This window comes from Pedobacter fastidiosus (assembly GCF_014306625.1).
Taxonomy (GTDB): domain Bacteria; phylum Bacteroidota; class Bacteroidia; order Sphingobacteriales; family Sphingobacteriaceae; genus Pedobacter; species Pedobacter fastidiosus.
This window is the reverse complement of sequence record NZ_JACRYL010000030.1, coordinates 22,086-46,409: the sequence shown is the minus strand read 5'-3', so window position 1 is coordinate 46,409 and position 24,324 is coordinate 22,086. Positions and strand designations below refer to the sequence as shown.

General features: G+C 37.7%; 24 protein-coding genes. 9 read left to right on the top strand and 15 right to left on the bottom strand.

Going from position 1 to position 24,324, the window contains the following annotated elements:
- Nucleotides 1–29: 29 nt before the first annotated feature.
- From H7U22_RS21295 to H7U22_RS21280, 4 genes are all read right to left on the bottom strand, one after another.
- Nucleotides 30–398 carry a hypothetical protein gene (locus H7U22_RS21295; RefSeq protein WP_187073365.1) on the bottom strand — a complete coding sequence of 123 codons (369 nt, stop codon included), beginning with the start codon at nt 396–398 and terminating at the stop codon, nt 30–32.
- 6 nt (nt 399–404) lie between these two features.
- Nucleotides 405–1,223, bottom strand: coding sequence for a C1 family peptidase (locus H7U22_RS21290; RefSeq protein ID WP_187073364.1), 819 nt, complete (start codon nt 1,221–1,223; stop codon nt 405–407).
- 567 nt (nt 1,224–1,790) lie between these two features.
- Nucleotides 1,791–2,441, bottom strand: a complete 651-nt coding sequence (locus H7U22_RS21285; protein ID WP_187073363.1) for a YceI family protein — start codon at nt 2,439–2,441, stop codon at nt 1,791–1,793.
- 40 nt (nt 2,442–2,481) lie between these two features.
- Nucleotides 2,482–3,021, bottom strand: a complete 540-nt coding sequence (locus tag H7U22_RS21280; RefSeq protein WP_187073362.1) for a hypothetical protein — start codon at nt 3,019–3,021, stop codon at nt 2,482–2,484.
- A gap of 181 nt (nt 3,022–3,202) precedes the next feature.
- Here H7U22_RS21280 and H7U22_RS21275 point away from each other — a divergent pair, with 181 nt between their 5' ends.
- Entirely contained in the window at nt 3,203–4,093 is an 891-nt protein-coding gene (locus tag H7U22_RS21275) for a winged helix-turn-helix domain-containing protein (RefSeq protein WP_187073361.1), read from the top strand.
- A 96-nt stretch (nt 4,094–4,189) separates the two neighbouring features.
- Here the strand turns inward: H7U22_RS21275 and H7U22_RS21270 are convergent, their stop codons facing one another.
- Nucleotides 4,190–4,552: a hypothetical protein gene (locus H7U22_RS21270; RefSeq protein WP_187073360.1), complete on the bottom strand. Its 363-nt coding sequence runs from the start codon at nt 4,550–4,552 to the stop codon at nt 4,190–4,192.
- A gap of 45 nt (nt 4,553–4,597) precedes the next feature.
- Nucleotides 4,598–5,266: a hypothetical protein gene (locus tag H7U22_RS21265; RefSeq protein ID WP_187073359.1), complete on the bottom strand. Its 669-nt coding sequence runs from the start codon at nt 5,264–5,266 to the stop codon at nt 4,598–4,600.
- A 433-nt stretch (nt 5,267–5,699) separates the two neighbouring features.
- On the opposite strand from H7U22_RS21265, the gene H7U22_RS21260 reads away from it, so the two are divergent.
- The 3 genes from H7U22_RS21260 (at nt 5,700) to H7U22_RS21250 (ending at nt 8,519) form a co-directional block, all read left to right on the top strand.
- On the top strand, nt 5,700–6,590 hold the full coding sequence (locus H7U22_RS21260; RefSeq protein WP_187073358.1) for an SDR family oxidoreductase: 891 nt from the start codon (nt 5,700–5,702) through the stop codon (nt 6,588–6,590).
- 61 nt (nt 6,591–6,651) lie between these two features.
- Complete coding sequence (locus H7U22_RS21255) at nt 6,652–7,578, top strand: SDR family oxidoreductase (RefSeq protein WP_187073357.1); 927 nt, start codon at nt 6,652–6,654, stop codon at nt 7,576–7,578.
- 17 nt (nt 7,579–7,595) lie between these two features.
- Nucleotides 7,596–8,519 carry a helix-turn-helix domain-containing protein gene (locus tag H7U22_RS21250; protein ID WP_187073356.1) on the top strand — a complete coding sequence of 308 codons (924 nt, stop codon included), beginning with the start codon at nt 7,596–7,598 and terminating at the stop codon, nt 8,517–8,519.
- Nucleotides 8,520–8,816: 297 nt separating this feature from the next.
- Here the strand turns inward: H7U22_RS21250 and hxlA are convergent, their stop codons facing one another.
- Both hxlA and hxlB read right to left on the bottom strand, forming a co-directional pair.
- Nucleotides 8,817–9,449, bottom strand: coding sequence for a 3-hexulose-6-phosphate synthase (gene hxlA, locus H7U22_RS21245; protein ID WP_187073355.1), 633 nt, complete (start codon nt 9,447–9,449; stop codon nt 8,817–8,819).
- 41 nt (nt 9,450–9,490) lie between these two features.
- Nucleotides 9,491–10,096, bottom strand: a complete 606-nt coding sequence (gene hxlB / locus H7U22_RS21240) for a 6-phospho-3-hexuloisomerase (RefSeq protein ID WP_248284824.1) — start codon at nt 10,094–10,096, stop codon at nt 9,491–9,493.
- Nucleotides 10,097–10,295: 199 nt separating this feature from the next.
- On the opposite strand from hxlB, the gene H7U22_RS21235 reads away from it, so the two are divergent.
- From H7U22_RS21235 to H7U22_RS21220, 4 genes are all read left to right on the top strand, one after another.
- Nucleotides 10,296–11,153 (top strand): helix-turn-helix domain-containing protein, encoded by an 858-nt coding sequence (locus H7U22_RS21235; protein WP_187073354.1) that lies wholly within the window; start codon nt 10,296–10,298, stop codon nt 11,151–11,153.
- Nucleotides 11,154–11,313: 160 nt separating this feature from the next.
- A complete protein-coding gene (locus tag H7U22_RS21230) occupies nt 11,314–11,748 on the top strand; it encodes a MarR family winged helix-turn-helix transcriptional regulator (protein WP_187073353.1) in 435 nt (144 codons plus the stop codon).
- Nucleotides 11,749–11,762: 14 nt separating this feature from the next.
- On the top strand, nt 11,763–12,218 hold the full coding sequence (locus H7U22_RS21225) for an organic hydroperoxide resistance protein (RefSeq protein ID WP_187073352.1): 456 nt from the start codon (nt 11,763–11,765) through the stop codon (nt 12,216–12,218).
- A gap of 229 nt (nt 12,219–12,447) precedes the next feature.
- Nucleotides 12,448–13,992 (top strand): cryptochrome/photolyase family protein, encoded by a 1,545-nt coding sequence (locus H7U22_RS21220; RefSeq protein WP_187073351.1) that lies wholly within the window; start codon nt 12,448–12,450, stop codon nt 13,990–13,992.
- A 324-nt stretch (nt 13,993–14,316) separates the two neighbouring features.
- Here H7U22_RS21220 and H7U22_RS21215 read toward each other — a convergent pair whose 3' ends face one another.
- From H7U22_RS21215 to H7U22_RS21185, 7 genes are all read right to left on the bottom strand, one after another.
- Nucleotides 14,317–15,441: a TlpA disulfide reductase family protein gene (locus H7U22_RS21215; RefSeq protein WP_187073350.1), complete on the bottom strand. Its 1,125-nt coding sequence runs from the start codon at nt 15,439–15,441 to the stop codon at nt 14,317–14,319.
- A gap of 10 nt (nt 15,442–15,451) precedes the next feature.
- Nucleotides 15,452–16,582, bottom strand: coding sequence for a TlpA disulfide reductase family protein (locus tag H7U22_RS21210; protein ID WP_187073349.1), 1,131 nt, complete (start codon nt 16,580–16,582; stop codon nt 15,452–15,454).
- Between the two features lie 64 nt (nt 16,583–16,646).
- A complete protein-coding gene (locus tag H7U22_RS21205; protein ID WP_187073348.1) occupies nt 16,647–18,062 on the bottom strand; it encodes a RagB/SusD family nutrient uptake outer membrane protein in 1,416 nt (471 codons plus the stop codon).
- A 16-nt stretch (nt 18,063–18,078) separates the two neighbouring features.
- Nucleotides 18,079–21,411, bottom strand: a complete 3,333-nt coding sequence (locus H7U22_RS21200; protein WP_187073347.1) for a SusC/RagA family TonB-linked outer membrane protein — start codon at nt 21,409–21,411, stop codon at nt 18,079–18,081.
- Nucleotides 21,368–21,655, bottom strand: coding sequence for a hypothetical protein (locus tag H7U22_RS21195; protein ID WP_187073346.1), 288 nt, complete (start codon nt 21,653–21,655; stop codon nt 21,368–21,370). Before H7U22_RS21195 ends, H7U22_RS21200 begins: the two co-directional genes overlap by 44 nt.
- Nucleotides 21,656–21,961: 306 nt before the next feature.
- Entirely contained in the window at nt 21,962–23,083 is a 1,122-nt protein-coding gene (locus H7U22_RS21190; protein WP_187073345.1) for a FecR family protein, read from the bottom strand.
- Between the two features lie 131 nt (nt 23,084–23,214).
- Nucleotides 23,215–23,784 (bottom strand): RNA polymerase sigma factor, encoded by a 570-nt coding sequence (locus H7U22_RS21185; RefSeq protein WP_187073344.1) that lies wholly within the window; start codon nt 23,782–23,784, stop codon nt 23,215–23,217.
- A gap of 266 nt (nt 23,785–24,050) precedes the next feature.
- Here H7U22_RS21185 and H7U22_RS21180 point away from each other — a divergent pair.
- A partial coding sequence (locus H7U22_RS21180; protein ID WP_187073343.1) for a MaoC family dehydratase occupies nt 24,051–24,324 on the top strand: 274 nt, incomplete at its 3' end.

Below are 24,324 nucleotides of genomic sequence, written 5' to 3'. Positions count from 1 at the left end.
CTGCTTTTTTCAAGCAACAACTCTGGGGGTCAATTTAAAATTGGCGAAAGGGGGTCAAATTTATTGGTATATGCACTAAGATAATTGAATCCAGAAAAAGGAGAAAAATAACTGGCATTGTCCAAACAGCTATAATAATTATCTGGGAAACTCTTGGCTATTTCATTACTTTCATAACCATTGCCAGCCATGATTTCCATAATATGATGCCCCTTCATCAAACCATATTCTTCCATCAAATCAATCAGATCTTCTGTTTTTGGATCTAACTGATTATAAGTTAGGCTGTAAACTAAATCGTAATGTGGTTTCGGGATCGCCTGGTTGCAAATTCGGTTGATAATTTCTGGCGCTATTTTCACCTCAGCTAACATAAGCTGTCTGATGAGTTCGATCATATTCGTTTAATATTTTTCCGGTTTTCCTTGAGCTAAACGTTTGGCAAGCCTGATCTTCTCCTGCGTAAGCTTCATTAAGTCTTGCTCCATAGCCTCGAGATTGAGGCCCAAAGGATTTTTCTCGCCCATCATAAAATCTTGAGTAATGATGGCATAAGCTTCATCATTATAGGTTTCCCAGAAATCCCATGTCATTTTCTTTTCCTGCCCCAAAGTAATGCAGGTGAGATACTTTTCATCATAGCCGAGGATGGCGACGGCATGCCCACCCAAAGAATAGGGTTCGTTATCACCTGTCAGCCCGCCAGGATTAACTTCCCAGATTTTTTGATGTTCACTGCTTTTGGGAAGCAGAAGACCAACATAGATACCACCAAAAAGATAAATTGAGGCTTTTACAATTTCACGGCGATCAAACGGCACGGTTGCAAATACTCGGATTCGATGCTGATCAATTCCATTTTTACGCCAGTATTTTAAGGCATCAATCATAAACACCCCTTCATTATTTTTATGCGTGATGGGATCGTATTTAGAGAGTGTGATGTAAGTGTTTAAAATCGCTTCTTGCGTAATTTCAAACTCTGCACCGGCGTTGGCTGTCCAACATTTAATCATGTGGCCAGCAGCGGCACAGGTACAATTGTTTAAACTGTCGTTCCCGAATATGCCCCATTCACTTTTCTTCACTGTTGTCCAGTCGTGTGCATCAGGAAATTTAATATGGTTGATAGTCAGATAATCGGTTACTTTAAAACTTCTTGAATCTTGAATGGCTTTAGGTTTTCCGCCTTTTGCCTTTGGCTTCCCTATGGTATTTTCCATATCAAATTAGTGCTATCCTCCGATTTTACCGCTCTTACCCATTTTTTTCTTTTTGCGTGGCAAACGTTTCTGTGCAACTGCTAGTTTTTCTTGTTCTGAAGATTCTGCTTTTTTAGCCATAATTGTGATTGTTAGGGTTGATCGATTTATTAAATGAGATAGATTAGCCAGCTTTACCACCACTGTTGCCCATCTTTTTCTTTTTTCTTGGTAATCTCTTTTGAACTGTTTTTGTTGCTGCAGATACCTCTTCTACTTTGTCTTTTTTCTTTTCCATATGATTAAAAATTTCCATTTTGCATAATATGAAATGTCTGGCAAAATGATTTTACAATGTAAACATTTTTCTGGATTTTCTTTATTTGGATTATTTCAAAAGCGCTAGTGTTTTCTATCCAAAATGCTGATTCATTTCGCTCCAAAATGCACAAACTTAAAATTGAATTTTTGGCCTTAGCGAAACACGATCAATGCGATTAAGTTAGGGATTTTTATTGCAGCCTGAGCTTTTTTCTCCCTAACTTAATAACATTGAATACGCACGACTAGATTATATAATTCTACCGTTTATTTTTTTGCTACAATATTTATTTGAAATTTGATGGAATCCGAAATAGCCTTATCCGCTAAATTGAAGAGTTTTTCTGATTTATAAAGAATCCCCCACTCTGTTCGATCAATGACCAGCTTGCCATTTGCTTTGATAATTACATCCTTCACTTCTATTTTGACTGGAAAAGTGACCGTTTTTGTAATACCTTTCATAGTCAAGTTTCCTGTAACCTCTTTATCCTCGGCATTTTTTGATACTACCTTGGTAATTGCAATAATAGCAAAGGGAAATTTTTTAACATCAAAAAAATCTGTGCTTTTTAAATGATCAACAAGTTCGTTATTACTCTTATGGGCCTTATCTTCAATCGTATTCATATCTACTTCAACTGCACCACCCACAAGTTGATTGTTTTCAAACCTCAATTCTCCTTTTGATATATAGATATACCCCGTGTGACTGTTTGAACCAAATGTGTTAGATCCTTTCCACCTAATAACGCTTTCCGTAGAATCTATTATAACATATTTTTCATCCCCAAAATGTAAGGATAAGGAACTTGCCGATGTATTATTTTTCTTTTCCGCTGTTACAGATCCACGGCAACCGAAACAGAAAGAAGCAATAATTAAAATGAAGTAAGCGGTTGATAGCTTGGTGTTCATACTTGAGAGATTACATTGATTAATAAATTAACTTATTTACTCAGCAACCGCCTTTGCGGGGGATACGTTTAAAAATTTCTTTACCATCTCGTTCTACATATTCGCCCGATACTATTGGATATGAATACTTAGGCGCATAAGATACGCTATGGCTTTTTATCATTATTTTATCGTTAACTTTTAAGCTGTGCAATTGCTCAAGTTGAGACTTTTCCGGCTCAAAATTTATAATATAATCATCACCATTAATCCTGGCCATAACACCGAAACCTAATCTTGATCCTGGAGGAAGGGAAAGAGACGTTATAACAGCCTCCATATTGGTAAAAGCACTTATATGATTCTTTATTTTAGCAGCACTGGTAAGCACTTTTTTACCTTTGGGAGAAGCCTCCCATTTTTTATAATTTACACCATCAGCGGTAGCCTCCCATTTCTTCATTTGGGCTTTCCTTTCAGCAACAGAAAGCGGTTTTGGGGACAGCTTATTTGTAGTTTCATTCTTGATTTTAAGATTAGCAAATACTAGTCCGCTCACCACAACCAGTGGTAACATCAGCGCATAAATTACTTTTTTCATAATTTTTGTGGTTTTAATAAATTAAATATAGATTCACTTTGTAAGCCAGATCGGATAAGACATACCTTTATTTTTCGGATGCTATCAAAATTGACTCAGCAAAATTACTTTGATATTTTTCGGCGTGAGTAACTTGGATTGTAAATAAAAATGTAAACTTTGTAAATAAAAACTTGACACTATGCATTTTAGCCGAAATCGCCTCTCCGGAAAAAGCAAATACCTGTACGGATTGTTATTCCTCTTATTTGTGTCTGTAATCTGTGTAGCTTTTACTATGACAGGTAGTGATGATTTTGCTATCGCAAGAAGAGAAATTTTACTCCGCAGAGTTGGGCATGAACTGCTCTTACAGTCGGGCGACAGTACATCAAGGGTTCTTCCAGTAAAAAAGATTGCTGAAAATGAGTATCAGATTAGTTTTGAGCATGAGCTAACTTTTCAACCAGATTCTTTGGTGAATACCACTCAACGTTTATTAGACAAAGACCCGCTCACAAGCGATTATGTTGTTAACGTAATAAAATGTGGCAACTCCAGTGTAGCTTATGGATATGCTATATCAAAAAATAAGAAAGACGATATTATAACTTGCAAAGGAAGAGTGCAACCCAGAGCATGTTATATGATCAATGTTAAATTTAAACCAAGTGGAATAATTACAGCAAAGAATGGATATTTTTTAGGCGGTTTATCCTTTTTTGCTTTTGTTGGTTTTATTTTTTTGAGATCTGTTAAGCCTAGTCGGTCCATGCCTAACGGCCAGGATCCTGGCTACCTCACTTTGGGTTCGGTGCTCTTCGATCCGAAGAATCGGAAACTCATCATAAATAAAAAAACAATAGACCTGACAGGAACAGAAACTCGTGTATTGCAGATTTTTGCATTGTCTCCTAACGAAACTATAGAAAGAAGCCGACTACAAAAAGAAATCTGGGAGGATGAAGGTGTTATTGTAGGGCGTAGTCTGGATATGTTCATCTCAAAACTTAGAAAAAAACTGGAGCTTGATCCGAATATCAATATTGTTGTGATCAGAGGAAAAGGATACAAGCTCGAGATTACTTCTTAAAGATTTCCTGTTTTTTTCCATGTAAATTTATTTTAATAAAATCTTTCTCTTCATCATACTTAAACGGTTTATAGCTATATCAAACAAACACTAGAGCTAATTTTCAATTCTTTTATAATCGATATGCGCTCCACCAACTTCCATCACTAAAACATCATCTCTAAAATGATAATTGGAATCAAATTCTTTATTTCCAGTAATATTACCTTTATAAAAAATTTTATCCTTGCCAATTCTGTAAGATAATTTTGAAACAACCTGAGCTTTCCCTTCTCCTGTCTTCTGAAAAAAATCACCATCCTTTGTAAATTCTAAATACATTTTCCCTACAGACTTTCCGGTTTTTGGGATGATGATCTCCCCAACCCATTTTCCAATTATTTTGTTTTCGTTATCTGTATTTTTTGAATTGCAACTGCACAGAATCATGACTAATAATAATGCTGCTACACTTTTCATAATATTCAAATTCTTTTGCTTTACCATTAGGGATATTGGTTTAAATTATTTTAGCACATCTGGATTCATCATTTTATAAACATCATAAATTGTAAATACACTTTTATTAGTAGAATTCTCTACCCGCAAGCCTCTTTTTACGACAGTGAATGTTGTTTGGATATGATTTATAGAATTAGCCTGATCTACAAAAATCCATTTGTTAAGCTCAGGAAGATCCCAAAAATAGAAATCGCCATGTGTTTTATCTGTGTTGGTTACAAACCTTTTGTATTTGGATTTTAAATAGTTTAATACTTTTTTACTTTCATCTTCATTTGCAGATGAGTATGAATATCCAAGAAATTTTTTTGAATTGTAATTATCTATAAAAATCCACAAATCGCTATGGTCAGAAGCATTTCCTTTTGGCAATTCATAGGTTGAAATTTGAGCACTTCCAATTTTAAATCCATCCAAATCACTAGATGAGTACGCTTTCAATCCATTACTGCCACCAGTATTTTTTCTAAATTCTTTATGGTTTTCAATAACCTTGGAAATGTCCTGATCAAAACTTAACGACTCTAGATCAGTTTGTGAATTACAGGACGTTGCAATACTCAAAAAGAATGTAACACTGATTAATTTGAGCATTTTTCCACACAGAGAATCCTTATATCCTTTAAGGGAAAAGACTTTTATACTGCTACTATTTTTTGTTCCTGTATCCATCCTCAAAAGGTTAAAACCGGCTAAACTATTTATTTTTGTATCATTCTTACTTCCTGATGTTCCATAATTTTCAGCAAAACATAGATCACTCAGTAAAATTAATAAAAACCTGCAAACACTTAAACTATTTAAAATGCACCGTTTATTTTACTTTCAACTGTATCTGTCTCTAAGTTATAAAAGCTTGGTGTCTTCATTCGTGTCTCCGCAAAACAGAACAATCTAGTCTTTTGAAAATTAAATAGTTTGTGATTGAAACACATTTAATAAACTAATTAGGTTGATTTGGGTATTAAATATGAATATTTCACATATAATATTCGTTGAGGGTGTGTATACCTTATTTTCCCGATTTTGGCTAAACCAAACACAGATTTGGATAAATATGCTTTGCCAAAATGCCCCTTCTTTGTAGAAACAAAAAAAATCAATTATGCGCATATTTGTCACCGGAGCCACAGGCTTCATTGGTACTGCCATTGTACAAGAACTAATAAATGCTGGCCATCAAGTTTTGGGGCTGGCTCGTTCAGATGCATCTGCCCAAAAGCTAATTACAGCAGGTGCAGAAGTTCACCGTGGCGATCTCGAAGATTTAGACAGTTTACGAAGTGGTGCTGCCCAATCCGACGGCGTAATCCATGCCGGTTTTATTCATGATTTTACCCGCTTTGCCGAAGTTTGCGAGGTAGATAAAATCGCCATTGAAGCCATCGGTAGTGTTCTAGCAAATTCTGATCGCCCATTCATTGTTACGTCAGGCACAGCCTTGGTTAACCCAGGAAAGCTAGCCACCGAAGATATCATCCCTCCATTTAATCCTGCGTGGCCTCGTGCTTCTGAACAGGCAGCAGATGCTGTAGCCACCCAGGGTATTCGAGCATCGGTTATTCGCCTGTCGCCATCTGTACACGGGAAGGATGACCAACATGGTTTTATCCCAATTCTGGTTAGTATCGCCAGAGAAAAAGGTTTTTCAGCATATATTGGCGAGGGACAGAACAGGTGGAATGCCGTACATCGGCTTGACGCTGCTCATTTATTCCGCCTAGCTTTGGAGAATGCAACACCGAGCGCCAGATATCATGCTTGTGCCGAAGAGGCTATTACTGTTAAATCGATTGCCGAAGCCATTGGTAAACAGCTGGGCCTGCCTGTAAAATCAATTGCACCAGAAGAAGCCAGTGAGTACTTTGGATGGTTCGCACAAATGGCTTCGATAGATTGTCCGGCATCAAGCAGATGGACGCAAGAGCATTTAAATTGGATTCCAAAGCACCCAACCCTGCTTAACGATATTGAAAAAGGCATTTATAACAACTAAGAAGCTATGGGGGCTGTCAGTTTGTTGATAGCCTCATTACCATTCAAAACTTATTCAAAAGATGAAAATTATTGTAACTGGTTCCTTAGGGAATATCAGCCAGCCACTGGTAGAAATATTAGTTAAACAGGGCCATACCGTAACCGTGGTGAGTAGTGACCAAAAAAAACAAGCAACAATTGAAAATCTAGGGGCAATACCCGCAATTGGCTCTCTATTCGATGTAAAATTTTTGACCGATACCTTCAGCGGCGCAGATGCGGTTTATGCGATGATTCCGCTCAGCTTTACAGAACCTAACCTTGAAGAATATTTTCATCGCATTAGCCAAAATTATGCAGAAGCACTAAAAGAAACAAAAACCAAACGTATTGTTTTCTTAAGCGGATGGTCGGCAGATTTAGTTAAAGGTGAAAATATTGAGCATGCATTCGATGGATTAGACGCATCAGTTACGATTATGAGACCGGGAGCTTTTTACACCAACTTCTATCAATCTATGGATATGATTAAAGGCAAAGGATTTATTGGCAAATTTCTAACACTAAGATATTTAGGTCTACGGGCTTTAATAACAGGCAAAACCGGCCTGTTGATGGGGAATTATGGTGGGGATGACCGGATTGTTTTTGTATCGCCAAAAGATATAGCTGATGCAGTGGCTGAGGAATTGCTATTATTACCCAAAGAGCAAACCATCCGTTATGTGGGTAGCGAGGAAATGACCTGTAATGAAGCGGCAAAAATTATTGGGACTGCCGTGGGCAAGCCATGGTTAAAATGGGTACTGCTATCGGATAAGGAAATGCTCCAGGGATTGAAAATGGCCAAATTACCTGAAAAACTGGCTGAATTGCTGGTAGAAATGCAAGCGGCCATGCACAGCGGTAAAACCCTAGAAAACTTTCATCACAACAACCCTAAAATGGGCAAGGTAAAACTTGTTGATTTTGCTCAAGAGTTTGCCACAGCTTATCATAAAAATTAACGAACTTTAAACTAGCGATGAACAATAATCAGCTTTTCCATTTTAATACGATTACAGAATATCACCGAGCAGCGGGATTACCCAAACCTGCACACCCATTAATTAGCCTGGTACACATGCACGACCTAAATAGACCTCTTGCGGAGGGTTCTTTTAGTTTGATTTACGACTTTTATTCTATTTCGATGAAAAGGGTGCAGAATGCCAGATTTAAATATGGCCAGCAAACCAGTGATTTTGATGAAGGCGTATTATTTTTTATGTCTCCAGGTCAGGTTTTTGGTATGGAAATCGAAAAGGATGCCATCTTCCACCGCCCTGAAGGCTGGATGATATTGATTCACCCCGATTTTTTGTGGAACACACCATTGGCTAAAGCAATTAAGCAATATGAATTCTTTAATTATTCGGTTAACGAGGCGCTCTATTTATCAGAAAAGGAAGAAACTATGCTTTCTAACATCGCTCAAAATATTGAACAGGAATATTATGCCAATATTGATCGATTTAGCCAAAGCGTAATCATTGCCCAATTGGAACTCTTGTTAACTTATTCGGAAAGGTTTTATCAACGCCAGTTCATCACTAGGAAGATTGCGAATCATGAAATATTAATCAAGCTGGAAGATTTGCTATCAGCTTATTTCAACAATGGTACACTGGCCAAACAGGGCTTGCCCAGCGTTACCTACATTGCTGAAAACTTAAATATATCTGCAGGTTATTTGAGTAGTCTGCTTAAATCTCTAACCGGACAAAATACACAGCAACATTTGCACAATAAGCTAATCGAGCTGGCCAAGGAAAAGCTATCTACAACGAATTTAACGGTCAGCGAAATCGCTTATGAACTGGGTTTTGAACATTTGCAATCTTTCAGTAAGCTATTCAAAACCAAAACCAGCCTCTCGCCAATGGAATTTAGGCATTCCTTTAATTAGGCTGGTGTGCTTTTCAATTAAAGGAAACAATCGAGAAAACCCTTATGTTGCTTTAAATTTTAAAATATTTGCAACTTCCATTAAAATATAGCAGATACCAAAAAAGCCTTAAAAATTGAATTTTTAAGGCTTTCTTATTTTCATTAAAAACGCTTAGACACTGTTTTAAAATATCTCGTTTATTTTAATTTTAGTTGTAAGTACCACGCCTTGATTCGTGTCTCCCCGAACCAATAAAAATATTCGTTCGAAATTTAAACAGTTACTTGTTAGGATTTACATTTTGCTTCGGTTAAACTACGCTGCATCTATTGCCTCACGAAGTGCTTTGGCTGCCGCAGCAGGGTCTTCAGCTCCGTAAATTGCTGCACCCGCAACCACAACAATTGCACCTGCTTTTACAACTGCGGCAACGTTATCAATATTTACACCGCCAGCTACAGAAACTGGAACGCCAACTTTTGCAGCTTCATCAATTAATACTTGGATCGAATATCCAGCAGTCCACTGCTCATCCAAACCTGCGTGTAGTTCTACAAATTCAACACCAAGTGCTGTAACTTCTTGCGCTCTTTTTACGCGATCTGGATAACCAATTGTATCTACAACAACACCTTTGTTATGTGCTTTTGCTGCTTTAACTGCACCAATAATAGTTGCATTTCCTGCAGCACCCATAACGGTTACCAAATCTGCTCCTGCCTTAAAGGCGATATCTGCTTCAAGCTCTCCTGCATCGGCAGTTTTAAGATCAGCGAATACCAGTTTGTCTGGATGTGCGTTTTTCATTGCGGTAATTACCGTTGATCCCATATTTTTGATCAGTGGAGTACCCAATTCTATGATATCAACATAAGGCGCAACTTTTGCTGCCAGTGCCAATGCTTCTTTTGTAGTTAATAAATCTATTGCTACTTGTAATTTTGCCATGATTGTATGTATTTAAAATTAATATGATTTAGTTTTTAGTGTTATTCAAGATTTGCGTGGCGCTCCCAAAGTACTTCTGCTGGTGTTCCGTCAATTTTCCAAAGCGATTGAAAAACAACATCCATTAATAGGAATAAGAACTGCTCGAAAAGGCTCCCTGCGTATTGTTTGGATTTGCTACTGCCAGACTCCTGCTTCCCGGCTGCCGGTATAATAACGGTATGGAAGGCCAGTTTTGCCAAATCAGATTCTGGTGCCGTTGTGATTGCGATAACTTTTGCCCCAACTGACAAGGCCTTTTCCGCAGCCCTTACCATCGAAGCTGTAGTTCCTGATCCTGAACCAACGATGAGTAAGTCTCCTTTTTTAATGGCAGGCGTAGTGGTATCGCCAACAAAATAAACGGTCAATCCAAGGTGCATCAATCTCATTGCGGCGCCCCTAAGAGCGAAGCCCGATCGCCCCGCAGCAATCAAAAATATCCTTTCTGAATGCTGGATAGAATTAATTAATGGAACTAGATTTTCCGTATCAATTTTCTTGGCAAGCTTTAAGTTTTCTTCTAGTATCAAATCCAGATTCAATTGCAACTCCCAATTCAGTTGCTGAAAATCCAGGTGCAACATTTCAATTCCCTCTGTTTTCATATCATTATTTCTTCTGGGCCAAAGGTAGCTTAGCAAATAGCACCTGCCTTTACACAAACAGCGCATTTAGTGGGACTATCTGGAAACTTTATAGATAAAAAGTCATAATGATACCTCTATAAAATATAGATTTCCGAATTGTCCACCATAATTATCCATTAATCCAACCCCAATCCTTTTAAGCACCTATCTTTGCAATATGAATGCTGAAAATACTTTGGGACTTGAAAAAGCGGTGCTCTACATCCGCAATCTGAACAACTGCCCACCAAGCTATCTAAACGATCCGGGTAGAAAGGATTTCTTTGAGATTGTATGGCTAAAAAATGAGGATCCCCTTCACGGCATAGCAGACCCGGCATACCGGATTAAGGGAGATTGGGTATATCTAATTCCGCCTTATCGGGTGCATCAGCTCAACAAGGCTGGGAAAAATGGTGAGCTTATTTCTTTCAAGCGTTCCATGCTGGAAGAAGAAGATAAAGATTTCCTGTTGGATCTTTTCAGGATCTTCAATGTTCAAGGTGAGTTTTCTTGCCTTAGGCTAAGCGATGATGCGGCCAAAGAACTTGGCAACATTTACCGCATTATGGAAAGCGAGTATCAAAAGGGAAACAATTACGAGATGATGAAAGCTTTGCTTAAGGTTTTCCTTTTAAAACTAATCTCGGTAAAAGAGCTTGAATTTACAGGACATGACACTCACCAAAAGCGGGTTTATGAATTTTTAATGCTGTTAGAGGGTAATTTCCAGACCGTAACCAATATTGATTTTTATGCCGGGAAACTTGGAATCAGTTCTAAAAGGCTCAACCAAATATTAAAGGAAAAACTCGATAAAACCGGGACCCAGATTATTCACGACCGAATTATCCTAGAGGCAAAGAGAAAGATTATCCATAGCGAAATTACCATCAAAGAGATTGCCTACGAGCTGGGCTTTAGCGATCGGCCATACTTCAGCAGATTCTTTAAGAAACAAACAGGACAAACGCCTGAAGAGTTTCAGAAAATGGCAAGGGCACACATCGAATCGAATTTGAACACCTTGGTTTAGATTAATAATAAAGTATTGAAGTTATAGAATTATTAATGTATTAGATCTTGAGCACGAAAAATTGCTCCATCTCATACAAATGCAATAATAATGTCAAGTAATATTAAATTTTATACAATTTAATATTATACAATATATATTTGCTTACCAATTAGAAAAAATGGATTATTTAAAATTAGAAAATCAAGCATGTTTTCCTGTATATGCCCTATCGAGGGTTTTGACAGCGCACTATAAGCCAATTTTAGATGGAATAGACCTTACTTACCCTCAATATCTGGTGATGTTGGTATTGTGGGAACATCAGCAATTATCTGTAAAAGAAATTGGCGAAAAACTATTACTAGATTCTGGAACCTTAACCCCCTTGCTAAAAAAGTTGGAAGGTAAAAAGCTGATTGCCCGCATAAGAAGTAAGGAAGATGAAAGAGTAGTCAACATCAGCTTAACCAAAATTGGTGCAAGCTTAAAAGAAAAGGCTATTTCAGTGCCAGAATCCTTTAAATGCAGCTTAGGCTTAACCCTCGAAGAAATGGGATCGTTACGAGATAGCATTAATATTATACTAGAAAGAACAAAGAAAAACAATCAATAACAATTAATATAATCATGTCAGTAAAAGCAATTTATACAGCAATAGCAACCGCTACAGGCGGCAGAAATGGACACGTAGCATCTTCAGATCAGGTACTGGATTTAGAAGTAAGAATGCCAAAAGAGTTAGGCGGTTCAGGGGGTGCATATACCAATCCCGAACAATTATTTGCTGCAGGTTATTCGGCCTGTTTTGATAGTGCACTTAATCATGTAATCAAAAACGAAAAGGCAACAACTGGAATAACTGCCGTAAAAGCGCAAGTTGGTATTGGCTCCAATAATGCTGGAGGCTTTGCTTTGGTGGTTACCTTAGCGGTAAATGTTCCAGATGTTGATCAGAAAACAGCGAATGCATTAGTGGAAAAGGCGCATCAAGTTTGTCCATATTCTAATGCTACCAGAGGAAATATCGAAGTTTCTCTTACTACAACAGTATTAAGCGCAGAGGAATTTGCAGCATCTAATTAACAATTCATACTTCTGGTAATTAAGAAAACTGAAGTTCCAGATAATAATAAAGATTAGAAGCTCATCGAAAGATGGGCTTTTATTTTTTGAAAAATTAAGCAGAAAACATTAAAATTTTCTATAATTTGAGGTTAGGGAATTCGCTTAAATCCATAAATTACGCTACTAGATTAAAACCTAAACCGTAACAGGAAATATTTATTAATTTATAGTGATAACCGCTGTAGAAATGAAAAAAAAATATAAAGTATTGAGGTTAATCCTCGGCGACCAGCTCAATCTGCAACATTCTTGGTTTCTGGAAGATTCTCCCTCAACACTTCATGTAATTATGGAAGTAAAGTCGGAAACCGATTATGTTTGGCACCACATTCAAAAAGCATGTGCCTTTTTTGCTGCCATGGAAAACTTTGCAGAGACCCTTAATAGCAAAGGCTTTGAAACACTTTATCTGCATCTGGATCACGAAAACAACAAACAAAACTTTTCGGAGAACATTCAGGATTTAATTGAGAAGTTCGATATCGAAGAATTTCAATATCAATTGCCCGATGAATACAGACTCGATCAAGAAATGAATGCTCTTTGCACTAAACTTAAAATCAGCTGGCGTTGTTTTGATAGTGAACATTTCTACACAAGCAGAAATGAATTGACTGATTTTTTTTCGGGCAAGAAAGAATTCGTGATGGAAAGTTTCTACAGAGCAATGCGATTGAAGCATCGAATATTAATTCAAAACGACGATAAACCAGATGGTGAAAAATGGAATTTTGATGTTGAGAACCGAAAGAAACTTCCAAAAAACCATAAACCCAATTTCCCATTATTGTTTAATAATGATGTGAGGAAACAACATGGCCGCTTATTGGCTGGCAAAATCCAAACGATTGGCAATATCCATCCTGAAAATCTGCAATGGCCAATAAACAGATCCCAATCGCTTGAACTCCTAAGCTATTTCTGCAAAAATTGCCTGCCACTATTTGGAACTTTTCAAGATGCGATGCATACAGACGAATGGTCGCTCTATCACTCCCGTCTATCATTCAGCATGAATACCAAATTAATCTCACCAAAAGAGGTGGTGGATACTGCACTGGCGTATTGGAAAAAAGATAAATCGATTGGCCTTAACCAAGTGGAAGGTTTTATCAGACAGATTTTGGGATGGAGAGAATACATGCGTGGCATTTACTGGATGAAGATGCCCGAATTCGAAAAACTAAATTATTTTAATCATCAAACAAAACTCCCTGAATGGTATTGGACGGGAAACACAAAAATGAACTGCCTGAAACATTCCATTTCGCAATCGTTAAATTTTGCTTATGCGCACCACATTCAGCGCCTTATGATTACCGGTAATTTTGCATTGCTTGCTGGCATTAACCCTGATGATGTGGATTTTTGGTATTTAGGAATTTATATTGATGCGATCCAGTGGGTCGAAATTACCAATACAAGAGGTATGAGCCAGTACGCTGACGGTGGAATTATTGGCACCAAGCCTTACGCAGCCACCGCAAATTACATTCATAAAATGAGCAACTATTGTGATGATTGTGGATATAATCGCCAGGATAAAACTGGTGAAAATTCTTGCCCTTTCAATAGTTTGTACTGGGATTTTCACGACCGCCATAGGGCCAAACTTCAGCACAATCCTCGGCTCTCGATGGTTTATCGAATTTGGGATAAAATGGATGCTGAGCTAAAGGCTTCTGTTTTACAGCGGGCAAATTATTACCTTGAAAATCTCGATACTCTATAATCTACAGAATCTCTTTTTAAGCTGCACAATTTTGGGGAAAAACGCATCAATCTATCGGATAATATTGTTGACCGGAAATAGTTAAAATTTGTATTTTTCTCTCAAAAAGCACTGATTATCAATATTATAATAAAAATTTATAGACCAATTTTTTATGAATAATCAGCGCCTAATTGTATATTTAAGAGTTACTGATTTATTATGAAAAGTTGTTGTAGGCCCAGCAATTGATTACCTGAAAAAGCCTTAATTGCTATTCAACAATTTTGAGCTTGTACCATTAAAACTCCGCAAGCCAAAATAGCTTGCGAAGTTTAAACATTCCTATTTTATGTAAGCCGCAATTTTTGCATTTACATCTTCACCTCTCAAATCTTTTGCAATCACTTTTCCTTCAGGATTGAGCAGAACATTTTGTGGAATGGCCGTAATGCCAAATCGCACAGCCACCTCAGTTTGGAAACCTTTCACATCGCTTACCTGAGTCCAGGGTAACTTATCTATTTCAACAGCTTTTAACCAGTTTGCTCTTTTATCATCTAACGAAACGCCCACAATTTCAAAGTTCTTATCTTTAAGTTCAGCATAGGCCTTTAATAAATAAGGATTTTCTGCACGACAAGGAACGCACCAACTTGCCCAAAAATCAACCAAAACGTATTTTCCTTTTAAGGATGAAAGCTTAAATTCGTTTCCTTTGGCATCAGGAAGTGTAAAGTCGATCACTTTCCCTACAGCAAACTGTTTTGCCTTTAAGTATTTATCGGTTATTTTTTTGCCTGCAAAACTAGAAAGTACTCTTTTGCTCAAGACATTATAATAGGGCTCGAATTTGATAACATCAATAACCATCATTCTATTTACTAGGATCAAATCGGCCGTAACGTAAGAATCAGGGTGACTGAAGATAAAGGAATCTAAAGCAGCTTCTATTTTAGCATGCACCGGGCGTGCCTCTGCCTGGATGGCTTTAATGGTAACAGTATCTTTCACTTTTGCATAATAAACTTTGGCAAAGCGAGCACTTATTTCTTTAAACTGAGCCAGCAAATTTGCCGTTTGGGCGTTGTATTCCAAATAATCGCTCTGAACTTTTGTTCCGGTTATGGAAGCATTACTTAGGCTATCTTTTCCAACCACCTTATAGTTGCCCTTTTCTAAATAGAAATCTACATAATCTGTATTTCTTGCCTTTGGTTCTCTTTTTACTGGCATCAATGTTAAATATGCCTTATTGCCAAAAGCCGTAGTTCCACTAATGGTAAATTTTCCGTCTTGTACCAATGCGCTGTCTTTTACACTCTTTCCATCTTGATTTACATAACTCAATAAGATCATTTTTTCTGCTCCAGCCTGAGGAAGATTTCCTGTAATCTTGAATGGATCTTGAGCAAAAGCTACAGTAGTTGATAGCGCCAATAGCGCTCCAATAATTATTTTAAGTTTCATATAATGCTGATTACTTGATAAATGTTTTAAGCTGTTCTAATAAGTTTTCGCCTCTTAGGTTTTTGGCAACGATCAATCCATCTGGGTTTACCAGAATATTTTGGGGTACCGAATTAATGCCATACATCTGTGCAACTTCATTTTTCCATCCTTTAAGATCACTTACGTGGATCCAAGGCATTCCATCGGTTTTAACGGCATTAGCCCATGCTTTTTCACTCCCCGGATAATCTAGCGAAACACTTACAATCTCAAAATTTTTATCTTTTAGTGCGGTATATGCTTTTACTACATTCGGGTTTTCAGCTCTGCATGGAGCACACCAGCTTGCCCAAAAATCTACAAGCACATACTTTCCTCTAAGTGATGAAAGTTTGAATGGTTTTCCATCAAGGTCATTCTGAGTAAAATCTGTTGCTGCAATTCCCGTCTGTCTGCGTTTGCCAATCTCTATTTTCTCAATCGTTTTTGTGCCCAATGGCGACGATTTTAGGGCTGCTGAAAATTGATTAAATAACGGCTCAACCTCAATAGGAACAAATTTAGAATCGAGAATGGAATAGTAAAACGTATACAAACCCATAAAAGAATTCAAGTGTGATTTAACAAAATTTAGCTTGATACTTTTAATTTCCGCAACCAAGTTCATTACCGTATCCGAAGCTTTTTTACGTTCTTCTGGTGCAGCATTAATTGGGTTTTTATTGTACTTTGAATATTTATTATTCAATTGCATAATCTTATTTGTTAAAGGCTTTGTTAAGGCCTCCAACGCCCGACTTTCCTGATTTGATACCGATCCTGTGATGGTTGCGTTTTGAATTGAATCTGTTCCATTAAAGGAAATTTTAGAATTTTCTATAAAAAATCCCAGGTTATCTCTATCAGATTTAGGTTTCGGTGTGCCAAGTCGCTTAACAGCCAAAAGGGCTTGTTGCGGTTCATCAACAGTTCCAACGAACTGAAATTTTCCGTTTTTTATCTCAATTGAATCTGTTTCTTTCCACGCACCGTTCTGTAAAGTAACCAGGTAAGCTTTAGCAGGCTCTTTTAATTTCGGAATGTTTCCTGATAAGGTATAGCTTTTCTGAGCTGCCGCCATAAAAGGTAGAAGCATCATCAATAACATTATTTTTTTCATGTTTAAGTATTTAACAACAAGCATGAGCGGTATAAACTATGCTCATGCCTGTTTAGATCTTTGGTTAAGGGTTATTAACTAAGCTTGGGTTTTCGCCCATTGCTTTTGGAGAGAAGCGAAACACAAAGCGTTCGGGTTTTAAGGCATAGGTTTCTGACACTACGCCAGTTGTATTGTAAACCTTGTGCTGGTAAGCTGAATTAGTAAATAATGGATCAACTGATAATCTGCGCATATCGAACCAACGGTGGCCTTGCATGGCAAATTCGCGAATGCGCTCTTCTAAAATAAATTGGATAAGCGGCATTTTTGAGCCTGCAATTGCTGTTGGTACACCCTGTTTTCCGGCTGGTAAGCGATTTTGGCGTAAAAAAACAACATCATTAACGGCTCCGGGTAAATCATCAAGTCTTGCTTTTACTTCGGCTCGCATTAAATACAAATCAGATAAACGTACGCCCAAATTTGTAGTACTTCCACCAATCCTTTTAAGGAGTTTTACGCCATTAGGAAAAGTAGTAGAAGTATAATTTGTTGCATTTAAGCGCAGGTCGGCTGGATCGAATAATGCCGATGCTTCTGGCGTGAGCCAAAATACTCTACTTGCCGTAGATAGGAGTGCATTATTTGTGTTTTTGGTATATAAGCTTTCGAAGTCGTTAACAGCTGTGGGAAATCCTGGGAAAGCGGTATTGTAATTATAAAGACTAACCGTAACCGCAGCACCTGGGCCTGTAACACCGCTAATAGATTCGTTTAATAAAGGAAGCGCTTCTGCAAATTTACCCATAGACATATAAACTTTTGCTAATAATCCTTTAGCGGTTGCTTTGCAAATTCTACCACGCCAAACCACACCTGTATTAATTAAGTTCGGAATGGCGGTATTTAGGTCACTTAAAATTAAATCGTAGATCTGTTGTACACTCACGCGGGAAAAATCTGTCCGAGTTACATCAGCTTCTGTAATTAGAGGAAAACCAGGATCTGTGCTAGCTGTAGCTGGATTGTACGGCTTTCCGAAATAATTAATCAATAGAAAATATGTCCATGCTCGGCCTACTCTTGCTTCGGCTTCAACAGAATTTTTGGTTATTTCAGTACCCCCAATTGATTCAGGCACTTCATTAATGATTTTATTATAGATATACAATGCCTTTAACGGAACAAGTGTTTCTTTAGCATCTTCATCTGCCGTGTAAAGATCGCCCTCATATTTAAACAACTGTTTATCTCTAAAAGCAGCGCCTGTCCAATTCGGCTCAATTGCAGCTACCTCATCACCTAGGTATAATTGTCCATCATGGGATGAATTAATAAGGTCTAGATTATTCAACATCAAATCGTAATCTGTAGTTTTCGAAGCGATAATTCTTCCTTTTGGCAAAATCTCCAAGAAAGATTTTTTGCAGGAGCCCAATATGGTTACCAAAAGTGCAACCAGCATGAACTTTATAGTGTGGTTATATAAATTTTTCATTTTATTCTTTTGATGGTTAAAGTGAAATATTGGCACCAATGGTGAATGTATTCTGATTCGAGGGCGCATACGCACCTAAAAATTCGGGATCTACACCATACTTGTTTTTAGTCCACAACATTACGTTGGATACCTGAGCTCTAAAAGTGATGCCCTGTGCTTTAATTTTATTTGCCAAGAATTTAGGAACATCATAAAACAAGGTTACATCGCGAAGCTTAACAAAAGATGCGCTGATTACATTTACATCACCAAGTGTAAAATAATTGGTTTCAACGGCTGGCGTACTGGTTGTTCTAAAAGCCGGAATATCGGTAAAGGCTTCATCACCAGGATTTTTCCATCGGTCTAAGAAATCAACAGATACGTTTCTACGAAATTGCCCTCCATAATAAAGGTTTCGAGGTCTTCTCATTACATGGCCCAAGTTGTAAACCATATTTGCAGACAGAGTAAAGTTTTTATATTGAAAATTATTCGTTAAACCTCCATTGTATACGGGTTGTTGAGTACCCATGTATAAAAGATCATCTGCTTTGGTAATGGTTGGATTTTTACTTACCGAGCCATCTGCCAAGATCACCTGTGGAGCACCGGTATTGTCTAATCCTCCGTATTGATATGCAAATAAGGCATACGCAGGATAACCTAATTTAATAGAGGCATTAATTTGCGCTGCTCCTGTTGTGGCTTGGGTAAAGTTGGAAATCTCGACCATGGTACTTTTGTTGTAAGCGAAAGTCCATCGGGTTTGCCAATTAAAATTCTTGCCTCTGATGTTTTCTGAATTTAGGTTTACCTCAATTCCTTTATTATTGATGTTTCCTTGATTTCCGGTAATTCCAAGTGGAAAACCCGTAAAACTATTCGGGAAAATAATCCCTAAAAGGTTGGTAGATTTTTTATTATAAAGATCTACACTTGCAGATAAACGGTTTTTTAGAATGGAGAAATCCAAGCCCAAATTGGTAGTTGCGGTACGTTCCCAAGATAAATCTGGATTGCCCGGTGTAACAATCGTGGTGCCGATGTTGCCTTGAAAAAATGGACTGCTTGAACCTCTAATAATATCTTGAGATGCAGCGATTCCAACCTCTGGAGAATTTCCCGTTATTCCATAAGTAGCACGTAAAGCTAAACCTTGTACCCAACTTACGGGTTTCATAAACTCTTCATTGCTAATGCTCCATTTACCGCCAAAAGCATAAATAGGTTTGTTCTGCGCAGATTTATCCTTCCCGAACAAATTACTTTGATCGTTCCGCCAGCTGGCATTCAGCGTATATCTACGATCGTAAGTATAACCTAAATTGGCATAATAAGAAGTATAACGAGTAGTGGTTTCATTGGTGGAGAAAGAATCATTTACCATTGTACTCCCTACACTGCTAAAATTTGGCAGCACCGTATTTGGAAGCAAAGCTCCAATGGTTACAAAATCTACAGTTTGTGAGGTTAACAGCACATCATCAAAACCCCTTACTCTTGTTGTTGTACTGCTCGAAAATTGTTCTTGGGCTTCTTGTCCTGCCAAAACGGTAAGTGCATGTTTCCCAATATTAAGATCGTAAATTAATTGATGCCTTATGTCCCACTTGGTTTGCTCGCCATTAAGATTCGTTAGCCTCCCGCCAGAAAGTGGCGAAGTGGTGCTCGGCAGGTAATATTTTGGAACAACGGTTGGATCTGCAGCTACCGTAAAAGTGGCTACCTCCTTGCGTACAATATAACTTTGCGGACTTTCGTAATCTCTTACTTTATTTTTCCCTTTAATATAACCATAGGTTCCTTCTACACGTAAACCTTTAATCAGGTTTAGCTTAAAGCCGGCATTAATTCGAGCCAATAAGCCGTCTCTTTGAGTATTTCCATATTCAAATTCATTCAATGGATTATAATCTAAACTAATGCGGCTTCTTGCTTGAGCATTCGCCAAAACATCGTTAGAATAACCTGTCATAAACGGAATGGAAAGATTGTTGCCACTCGCATCCTGAAACATTTGGTATGGGGTAAAGAAATAATCGATATCGGTGCTATTGGATTGAGGATTTCTCTTTCCCGAACTTCGAAGATTTGTAAAATCGGTTAAAAGGTGTAAACTCAAAAATTTATTGATTTTAAAGTCTTGATTAACATTAATTTTGTAGGTGTTATTTTTTTCTCCGGGCGCACTACTTACGGTATTGGTGTAGCTTGCAGATCCGTAGAAAGCATATTTATCACTTCCACCCGTCATAGAAATGGAATGATTGCTAAGCATGGCATCCCGATAAAGCAAATCCTTAATTTGTTGGCGATTATCAGTGCTGGCTAAAGCTTCGAGTTGCGCTTGACTAGGTGCAAAACCATTATTGTAGTAAAGATAATCTAATGGATAAATCCCTCCTCCGGTTACGGTATTTACTGTAGCGTATGGATACTGTGCAAAATATGCAGGTGTAAAAAGTTCTTTCGCAGTTTCTACAAACTGACGAGAATTTAATAAGTTGGCGTAATCCAAATCGGGTTTTCCCTGAAAATTAACGAAACCATTATAGTTAATCCTCAATTTACTCCCAAACTTTCCTTTCTTGGTCGTAATTACAATTACGCCATTGGCCGCACGAGCACCCCAAATAGAAGCAGCCGTTGCATCTTTTAATACCGTAATGCTTTCTACATCTTGTGGGTTTATGCTTAAAACAATATCTGGAATGTTATCAGTGGGCGTTGTAATGGGTACGGCCAATCCATCTACAACATATAAAGGCTGGGCGGTTGTACCTGTACCTGTTGTTCCGCCTGTGGTAGAAATTCCGCGAATAAGCAGTTGGCTTCTGTTTGGCGCATTGTTAACCACAAGCCCGGGCACCAAACCATCCAAACTTTGCAAAACATTCATAGAAGTAGTTCGGTTGGTAACCACATTCATATCTACAGCGGTAAATGATCCTGCAGAGCGTTCTTTACTTATGGTTTGGTAACCATTGGAAATTACGGCAACCTCCGCAAGTTTATTGGTATCAAAACCCATAACAATCCGCAAATTGCTTGCTGTTTCTGCCGTAACGGTAACCTCTCGTGTTAAATATCCAATGTAGGTAATTACAATAACGGAACCTGGCTCTACACCAGACATAGAAAATTCGCCATTACCATTTGTGTACACATTGGCTTTCCCATTTTTAAGGCGAATATTAGCGCCAGCAAGTGGCGTACCTGTAGAATCTACCACACGTCCTCTTACATCAGCTCTGTTAAAATAATTGGTAATTTTATCCAAAAAACCAGGTTCCTTTTCACTTAGTACAATGGTTTTATCGCTAATGGTAAAAGACAATCCATTCGTTCCGATAATTTTGTTCATTACTGTTTCTAGCGTAGCGTTGCTGAAAATCGGCATTAATCCGCGAAGATGTTTTTATTTTGGTGTTTTCAAAAAACACGTCGTAACCTGTCTGTTTGCGAACCTCTAAAAAAACTTTTTCAAGGGAAATATTATTCTGTTTTAAGTTCAGTCGCTGAGCGAATCCAGCAGCACTTACTTGCATCATGGAGACAATCAGAATGAATGTGGTGAGCTTCATAATTCGAGTAAAATTTCTGTACATATTCATCATTTTATGATAACCAGCTAAGCACCCGATGAATGATAGGTCGATATTGCGTAAGCACACAATATTGCTTAGTTTTGATTATCTGTACGGTGTTGTGGCTGTTTTAGTCGGCAAGCACAACTACCATGGTTAAGAAATAATTTGTTTGATCAATGTTTCTGCAGTGCAGATGTTTAAAAGGGCTTTGATTGCTGATGCTAGATCCTACTCTAGATTGCAATTGAGGTCCTTTTTGCGTTTAGGGGATTTTTTCTGATATCTTCATTTTAGTTGGTTTGGTTTATTTATGGTTGATTGATTTTATTTATTCTTACTGATGATGATTTGATTGCCCTTAATTTCAAATCGAGCAGTACCTGTACGTTCGATTACGCTGAGCACTTTTGAGATATTTTCAAACCTGCTCATAGATCCGAAGAATACTTTCTTCTTTAGTTCTGGATCATTATAAATAGGCTTAATATTATACCAAGTAGCTAGTTTAGACATAATTTCTTCCAATGTTTCATTGTTAAACATGAAATAGCCCTTTCGCCAAGCGATAACATATTCTGTTTCAACTTCTTCTACCGAAATACCTTTACGGGTGGCGCTGGCCTGTTGCCCGGGTTTTAAAATTTTAAAAAGTTTTTCCTCATTTGATAAGTTAACGCTTCCTTCAATTAAGGTGGTTCTAATATCCGAATGGTAAGGGTAGTTATTGATGTTAAACTGAGTACCCAAAACTTCTACAACCTGACCGGCCGTTTTAACGCTGAACGGATGTGCTTTATCTTTAAAAACTTCAAAAAAGCCCTCTCCAGAAAACTCTACCTTACGTTTCGGAATGTTGGCAAACGAAGATGGATATTTTAAATAGGAAGCAGAGTTTAGATAAACCAAAGTTCCATCGGGCAGTTTTACCTGGGCTTGCTCACCAACTGAAGTTTCGAGTGTATTCATTTGGCCAGCTAAATTATTCTGATTGGCAATAACTTCGTAGGTAATAATTCCATCAGCAGTTTTGGAAATCTTTACACCAGATTCTACTGCAACCTGCCCAACTTTCATATCAGCAATCCGAATTTTTTTTCCGTTTGAAAGTGTTAAAGTAGCACCGGTTTTTCCGGGCTTTATATCATTTGCATATTTTGGGTATGAAGCCCTATCTTTCAAGGCCCAAAAAGTTACAGAAACCACGATGGCCAAAAGTGCGGCCACAGCCAAAATTCTTGGCCATAATTTAACAGACGGTTTTTGATGTTGTAGTGGAAGGCTGAATCTTAGCATCGCCACCATTTGGTTTTCTTTATCTTCTGAAAGCTCGGCCGTACTCTCCGAAGCAAATTTTAGGTACCAAATGTCTAAAGCCGTTTTTTCATTAGGCGTTAAGGTTCCTTCATTATATTTTCTGATCAGTTCAGCAACTTGCTGTTCATTCATTTGTAGTCGAGATAAGGTTAATCAATAGGATGATAAGATTAATGCGCCAACATTAAGTCACATTGTAAATCTCCAAAGATATAGCTAAGACCCCTAACTGAGTTCATCGTCATACGTGGAGTGAAAAAAAATTACAGAAATGGAAATATGGTCAAAAAGCCATCAATTTTTGGCTTAAGAATTTTCATGGCTTTGTACACCTGTTGCTTGGCCGTTTGGTCGGTAATATTTAAGCGTTCGGCAATTTCTTTGTAGGTTAGTTCTTCTTTTTTGTTAAGGAGAAAAACCTCCCGCATTTTTGCAGGTAATGCTTGGATTTCTTTTTCGATTAAAGCTGATAATTCCTTTTCCATAAGGCTATCTTCCACAATATTATAACCCTCAATCATAAATGCACTGATAGATTCAGCATATCGCAGTACAACTTTTTGATGGGCAAATAATTTGAAGATTCTATTTTTAACGGCTGTAAATAGGTAGCCAGAAAGTGAAGAGTTAAACTCAATCACATCTCGCTTTTGCCAGAGATGGAGGAAAACATCCTGAACAACATCATAAGCTTCTTCATCATTTGAAAGGAGGCGAAAAGCATGACGGAGAAGAAGCCGATTATATCGCTCAAAAATCTCGGTGTAGGAATAAGCATCGCCCTTTTTAAGTAAAGCAGTCAGTTCTTGATCTTTAAGTTTCGCGTATTCCATTTGAAGCCCCAGCGATTGCAAGTTCGCAAAATATATTACAAATAAGAAGAGCCAGAACTATAAATCAGGCATGCAACTGGGGGAAGCAAGCACCATATCTAGAATTTGATAGAATCTACACAAGTTTTCGCTCAACCTTTGATGTAATTGGAAGCTGTTAACTTTAAGGAATTTTAAATAATTTTATCTAATCGCATAAAATTTTTATACTTTCACCTAGCAGTAATAGATGAGCTGTTTGATCGGCTGAAAATCGAAATAATTATATGGTTATAGTTAACAATTTTGAAGAATACAAAGCATATTTAGGAAACCAAATTGGTTCATCACAATGGCATCAAATAGATCAGCAACAAATTGATAGATTCGCTGAAGCAACGCTAGATGCGCAATGGATTCATGTTGATCAGGAAAGGGCAAAATCGAGCCCTTTCGGCTCCACAATTGCTCACGGTTATTTAACATTATCGCTAATCCCTTATTTATGGAAACAGATAGCCGACATTCGCAATGTAAAAATGGAGGTGAACTATGGAATTG